General features: G+C 46.2%; 4 protein-coding genes. All 4 read right to left on the bottom strand.

Annotated features, from left to right (window positions below; all coding sequences use genetic code 11):
* Positions 1 to 2,677, bottom strand: a 2,677-nt coding sequence (locus JHD69_RS12800; RefSeq protein ID WP_199140736.1) for an outer membrane beta-barrel protein, incomplete at its 3' end; no start/stop codon positions are given.
* A 210-nt stretch (positions 2,678 to 2,887) separates the two neighbouring features.
* Positions 2,888 to 3,766 carry a glycoside hydrolase family 16 protein gene (locus tag JHD69_RS12795; RefSeq protein WP_199140735.1) on the bottom strand — a complete coding sequence of 293 codons (879 nt, stop codon included), beginning with the start codon at positions 3,764 to 3,766 and terminating at the stop codon, positions 2,888 to 2,890.
* Between the two features lie 58 nt (positions 3,767 to 3,824).
* On the bottom strand, positions 3,825 to 5,228 hold the full coding sequence (locus JHD69_RS12790) for a PKD domain-containing protein (protein WP_199140734.1): 1,404 nt from the start codon (positions 5,226 to 5,228) through the stop codon (positions 3,825 to 3,827).
* A gap of 11 nt (positions 5,229 to 5,239) precedes the next feature.
* Positions 5,240 to 6,748, bottom strand: coding sequence for a RagB/SusD family nutrient uptake outer membrane protein (locus JHD69_RS12785; protein ID WP_199140733.1), 1,509 nt, complete (start codon positions 6,746 to 6,748; stop codon positions 5,240 to 5,242).
* Positions 6,749 to 6,750: the final 2 nt, after the last annotated feature.

The following is a 6,750-nucleotide window of genomic DNA, read 5'->3' as shown; positions in this document are numbered from 1 at the left end:
CCCCCCCCCCCCCCCCCCCCCCCCCCCCCCCCCCCCCCCCCCCCCCCCCCCCCCTTTTAGATGTGTATAAGAGACAGCAGTCGGTTGGCAGCATCTTTTTGGAGATATAGCAGTTCCAAAGCGCTACGTTAAGCGGCGTATTGAACGATTGGTTGGCCGGTCTGTACGACAACGAAATGCTGGTGTTGAACTCGGTGTTATAAGGCAATTGGATGGTGCCGCTAATTTCGTGGTTGTGGGTATAGCTTTTGCCATTGTTGATAGAGCCCAACGAAGCATTGCTGTTGAGGAAAGTAACCGACGGATTATAATTAACCTGAACCTTATCAGTATAGTAGCTGAAGCCTGGCCTTATGTTCAGCTGACCGTTAAAGTTCTTGTTCAGCTTGTTATTGAGGATAGACACGTAGTTGGAACTGTTATAGCTGACGCTGAAACTGGTTCGGAAATGCAACTTGCTGAAACCTTTTTGGTAAGAGGCACTGGCATAGATGCTGTTATTGCCATTAAGGTTGGTATAGCTGCTGATGGTTTTGTTAAACTCATCTACCGTTTGGGTGCTTGCAATGGCATTTCTGGTAAAATTATAGCTCACGTAACCATAAATAAACTGTTCCGACTTAAACTGATACGAATTGAAATTAAGCCCGATGCTATTATTGAACGATGGCTTGAGGTTTAGATTTCCTACCACCTGGTACAAAGGATTGTTGATTTGCCTGATCGGCTGCAACTGGTCAAGGCTCGGCTGACTGGTAGAGCCGTTGTAATTGAGCGAGAGACTGGTGCTTTTGCTGATTTTATAATTGAAATTTCCTCTGGGAGCCCAGTTCAGGTAATTCCTGTTAAACTTGTTGTTGCGGTCTATATCGTCTAGCTCAAAGCTGGTTTGGGTAGCTTCAACGCCGCCAGAAATAGAGAATTTTTGTGCGCGGTACTGCAGTACCACTTTGCCGATGTTGGAGAAATTGTTAAAATCGAAATTGTTGCTAAGCGAATCGATGGGCTTTCTGTTTTGTAAATTGTCGTAAACCATACGGTTGCTGCTCGAAATAACGGTTTTAAAGCTGTAGGCGGTTTGCAGTTGCCATTTCTTGCCCAAAGGTTCGGTATACGATATACGCGTACCCAACGAAGTTTGCTTGCTGGCGTTATCCTTAAACAAGTCGAGGTTTTCGGTTCGGTTCATTTGGCCTTGGTCGTTGTAGTAATTGGTTACGTTGAGGCTGTTTTCGATGCCTTGGCTATTTTGTGTTTCGGGTTGCAGGTCAACAGATAAGGTTCTGCCTTTTTTCTTCGATTTGCGGGTGTAGTTAATGTTGCCGTTAAACAGCTCGCTATCGGTATCGGTACTGTTTTGCTGGTTGTTTTTGCTTACGAACAAGCCCTGGTCATTAAGCGATTGGTTGTAATTGGTCGAATTGTTCTTGTTGAAATTGGTTTTGCCCGAAAAAGAGATTTTCATGGTCGATAGCGAATCCAAAGTAATATCTACGTTTCCTTTGACCGATTGCCCACCCTTATTGCTGTTTTCGGTCGAAGTGCCCGAACTGAAAAAGCTGGTGCCATTGGGCAATAAACGCTGACCGTTAGAGGTTCTATTGTCGGTAACCTTGGTATCGGTGTTTTTATAGTTGAGCTTGAGACCCAGTTTGTTCTGGTTCCATTTATCAGAAAAGTGTGCGCCATAGGCACTGTAGTTGGGCAGGCCATTAGTAGGAGAGAAGTAGTCGTCGTCGTCGCCACCATAAGAAATCATCATCGTGCTGCCATCATCGCCTACTTCAATAACATCGTAATCGTTGCCTTTGAGCTTTGACATGGCCGAAGTAACTTTCGAATCCTGGTTAAGGTTGGTGGTATTGCCATAAACGGCGGCCTTGAGCTTGCCTTTGTAAACGCCGAGCATGCCACCCAGGTTTTTGTAGTGGTCGAGGTCGCTATTGGCATCAAGGGTGGAGAGATAACCGTTTTTGGCATTTTCTTTCAGCTTGATGTTGATGATTTTGTCTTTTTTTCCATCGTCTATTCCGGTAAGCTCGGCCTCCTTGCTTTTCTTGTCGTAAACCTGCACCTCCGATACGGCGCTTGCCTTCAGGTATTTGGTGGCCAGCAACGGATCATCGCCAAAAAATTCTTCGCCTTCTACCAACACGGTGTTTACCTCTTCTCCGGCGGCCTTGATGGCGCCATTTTTGTCGACTTCGATGCCGGGCAACCTGCGCAGAAGATCCTGTACATTGGCATTGGGCTTAACGGCAAAACTATCGGCTTGGTAAACAATGGTGTCGCCCTTCATCCTGATGGCTTCTTTTTGCGCCCTTACAATAACCTCGTTCAGCAAAAAGGTTTTGGTTTCCATGTGGATGGGGCCCAAGTTGAATTTGGAGCTATCGGTTAGTCGGATATCCCGTATAAAATCGGCCATTTTGGGATAAGAGATGAGCAGGCTGTAATCGCCTTTCTGAAGGTTGGTCAATTCGAACTCGCCCTGGGCATTGGCCCTTACCGATTTGACAAGAATTGAATCCTTGCTGCTGATCAGTAGAATTGAGCTGTTTTGAAGCTTCCTTTTTTCGATGGTATCTACAACAGCTCCCTTAATGCTGGCTTTTTGGGCAAATGCTTGGCATACGGAAAGCGCTAGTAAAACTAACAGAAGTAGTTTTTTTGACATAAGAAGACGTTAATTGGTAGGTTGTTTTTTTGCTTGGTTAAGCGAAAGTAGCTGAAAAAAAGTCGCTTAATTGTTAAAAACTGTTAATAAATGTTAATTCTTAAATTCTTAGTTCAAATGCTTTCAAAATGCAGTTCTATTGAGGCGATGTAAAAAAAAATGCCCGGCGCAAAGTCCGGGCATGAATTGGGATGATTTAAATGGGGAGAATTATTTATCGATCATTTTGTAGTAGCGCACATAGTCTACATCCAGTTTTTGCGGAAAAATGGTATCGTCTATGCCCTGTGCGCCACCCCAATCGCCACCAATGGCCAAATTCATGAGCAGGTGGAAGCGCTTGTCGAAAGGCCAAACCTTGTAGCCGGTACCTTCGTTTACAAATTCGAATACCAACACATTGTCATAATAGCCCCTAACGGCATAAGGAGTCCAGTCTACACGGTAAAGGTGAAAGGCTGTACTGGCATCTGGGATCATCTTGGTACTTGTTTTCTGCGTATTGATCTTAAAGTAATAAGCTTCGGTATGCGTAGTGAAATGCACATTGTTTTGGTCGTAGCCTACATGCTCCATAATATCTATTTCGCCTGATTTAGGCCAATCGCCATAGGCACGGTCGGTAGGCAGCATCCAAATAGCCGGCCAGGTTCCTCTGCCGGTTGGCAGCTTGGCTTTGATTTCAAAACGGCCATAAAGCACATCGAGTTTGTTCCGGCTCACCAAACGGGTTGAAGTATAGCTCATGCCATTCATGTTTTCTTTGCGTGCGGTGATGCTGAGCAGGCCATTGCCAACGCTTACGTTGTTGATCGAGTTGGTATAGTACTGCTTTTCGTTGTTGCCCCAGCCGCTTCCGCCAAGGTCGTAATCCCATTTGTCTGTAGCCGGCAAACCGGTATAGTCGAATTCGTCGGCCCAGGTCGGCGTACTTTCAAAAGACCAGTTCTTGTCTTCAACCGTTACGGGTTTTGGCGGAATAATGATAGCTTCTTCAACATCTTTGCCCGACGAGCACGACTGGCACGACATGATCGAGCCGACGGAAAGCGCCATCAGGAAATATCCCTTTTTTATTTTTTTTATCATCATAATGGGTAGGATTAGTACTGTCTGGCCCTTTGCTTAAGACCAGACAGTAATTTTGTTATTTAAATTCGAAGTCGTCGATATAGAAAATGCCTGGATTTGGATGTCCTTCGCCACCCAGCTGTACCACGATCTTGTCGTATAAAGTTTGGCTTGCCCAGCCCGAATAGTCGAATTCCAACTGCACCCAGGTGTTATACTGGGCAGGTGTAATGGTTTTAACCACTTCGAGCTGTGTTTGCCAAGCATTGCCACCCAACAACGAATTCTGGAGCTTGATGGAAACGGTAGGGGCTACCTTTGTAAAATCGTTGCCACCCGGGAAGAATACCTTCAATCTGATTTTGTTTTTGGTACTTAAATCGAAGCGATATGGCAAGGTAATGTTCAAATTGCCGTATTGGCCATCGTTGCCGGTTCTTTTTTCGTAATAGCCCACCTTGGCCGAAGTATTTACAGGGAATTTAGCCGGGTTGTCGTAAGCCCTGTTATAGTCCATGTTTTCTGCTGTCCATGCCATTCCTGGTGTGCTTTGAAAATCGTCTTCCAAATTGGCGGCCTGCAGTGGTTTTTGCACCACTGGCCTCACATAGCCTTTTCTGATGAGCTTGAGGTACCATGCGTTGCCTGGATTGGCTTTGTCTAAGCACCTGAGCCACATTTCATCATCTGTTAAGCTCAAGATCTGGTATTGCGATACACCTAAGTAGTAGGCAATAAAGCCATTGTTGCTAATGGTGATGTATTTTACGCCATTAACGGTGGTTACCAGCCAGGTCATGTTGGTTGGTGGGGTATAGTTTACGGTTGGATCGTTGCTTCCTGTCGGACCGCCAATGCCCGGTGCGTTCGAAGCATTGGCAAAGGTAGTTCCATTATTGGCATAGGTGTATTTAAGCCCATTCATGTTAAAGGTCATTTCGTCATCGTAAAAACCAGTACCATTTTTCTCGTTCGGGCCTGCCTGATACCAGTTTGGAGTTTGCAATCCGATTTCGCCCACGCCCAAATGTCCCTGTTGGGTTTGGTCTATTACCCAGGTTTTGCCATTGGTATTGGATAAGCCTCCCGATAGGGTAGTGAAGGCAGGATCGGTAAGCATGGCCGGATTGGTAGCCGCAATGGTGATGGTTTTGGTGCTCGAAGCATAGCCGCCATCGGTTACAATGGTTAATTTAACCGTGTAGGTTCCGGCTAAGGGATAGGAAGCCTGGGCCGTATTGCCTTCGGCGGTGGCGCCATTGCCAAAATCCCAAATGGCTTTAAAGCCCGGAGAGGCATTTTTAAAGTCGATGATATTGGGATTACCTGCCGTTGGCGTAAAGGTAAATTGTACCTGATCGCTGGTTGGCGGCGTTCCCAATTGCTTGTTATCGTCGTTTTTCTTACAGGCACTGAGTGTTAACATCAAGGCCAAACCTAGCCAAAGCGATGTTTTTATCATGTTTTTTATTGATTTCATTTTGCTAGCGATTAATTATAACCTGGATTTTGTTTGATAATGCCCTTGGTCACATCGATTTCTGTTTGTGGAATAGGCAAATATTCGCTCTTGTTGGCTTTAAAACCCACCGGACCCAATACGGCAACCGCCTTGCCGGTGCGTACCAAATCGAAGAAGCGGTGGCCTTCGGTAGCCAGTTCCAATCTGCGCTCATTGTAGATGTTGTCTAGCGTAGCTGGTACCGAAGCCAGGCCAACTCTGGCTCTTACTGCATCGAGCAACTCTTTGGCTCGGGTAGGGTTGCTGCCTGCTTTAACCAAGGCTTCAGCTTCCATCAGGTAAGTGTCGGCCAGGCGCATTTCTATTTCGTTAATCGGCCAGTTTTGTTCGGCCACGCCACTTGCCGAACGATAGGCTTTTAACGGCGCATATTTTTTAATGAAATAATCGGTGTTTTGGTAACGGGCGTTGTAGGTGGCACCGGCTGCTTTTAGCGCTTTGCCATCAATAATGGTGGCATCAAAGCGGGGATCAGTTTTCAAGGCATTAACCAAATCCAGGGTAACAGGGCAAAAGCCCCAACCACTCGAATAAGTGTCGCCGTTGTAGCTGTCCATACCTACAAATTGGGTGCCTACGTTGCCTTCGCCACCATTGATCCAACCCCAATCGGTCCAAGCAGCATTGTTCGAATGCGGGATTTCCAAAATCGATTCCGAATTGAATTTATTGGCTGGACTAAAGATGTCGGCATAGTTAGGCATTAACGAATAACCATAAACATTGCCGATTTTGTTTACGTCTTCAAAAAGCGTGATGGCTTCGGCTAGCTTGGCATTGTCGTTTTGGTAAAGCAATACCTTGGCCAGTTGAGCCTTGGCTGCGCCCTGCGATATCCTACCTTTTTCTGCGACCGAAATGGTAGCCGGAAGGCCTGGATAGGCTTCTCTAAGGTCTTTTTCAATTTGGGCATAGATTTGTGCCGGCGAAGCCTGGGTTTGCGTATACAGCTCGCTGGTGGCCAACACATTGGTGATGAGCGGCACCCTGCCAAACCACCTTACCAAATCGAAGTAAAAATAGGCTCTTAAAAATTTCGCTTCGGCTATTACTCTCGTTTTAAAGGCCGGGCTCAGGGTAGTCGATTTGTCGATTTTGCTCAAAATAAGGTTGGCCCTGTTAATTCCGGTGAAGTTCTTAGACCAAAGGCCGCCTTGCGGGCCAACCCTCGAATCCATGTTGAAATTATCGTAAGCTACCCAGTTTGGCTGATCGGAAGCATTACTGCCACCAGCCCAACAATCGTCTGATGCGGCGCTGAGCAGCGGCATTTTCATGGTGTAGCCACCTGTTGTGCCCCATTGCATCACGTCGTAAACGGCAATTACGCCCTGCATCACTTCGGTTTCGTTCCTGTAAAAATTGTCTTCAAGTGCTGTGCCTTTTGGGGTCAGTTCTAAGAAGTCCTTTTTGCATGCACTAAAAACCAGCATCATTGCAACTATTGCAATTGTACTTTTGAAATATCTTTTTTTCATTG

Origin of the sequence: Pedobacter sp. ASV12 (genome assembly GCF_016429155.1) — a bacterium.
GTDB lineage: Bacteria > Bacteroidota > Bacteroidia > Sphingobacteriales > Sphingobacteriaceae > Pedobacter.
The sequence above is the reverse complement of the archived record's forward strand: the minus strand, read 5'-3'. Positions and strand labels throughout refer to the sequence as shown.

What these genes read in the sequence shown, in the direction of transcription:
- JHD69_RS12795 (WP_199140735.1), bottom strand. Translation starts at nt 3,766, where the DNA reads ATGATAAAAAAAATAAAAAAGGGATATTTCCTGATGGCGCTTTCCGTC.
- JHD69_RS12790 (WP_199140734.1), bottom strand. Translation starts at nt 5,228, where the DNA reads ATGAAATCAATAAAAAACATGATAAAAACATCGCTTTGGCTAGGTTTG.
- JHD69_RS12785 (WP_199140733.1), bottom strand. Translation starts at nt 6,748, where the DNA reads ATGAAAAAAAGATATTTCAAAAGTACAATTGCAATAGTTGCAATGATG.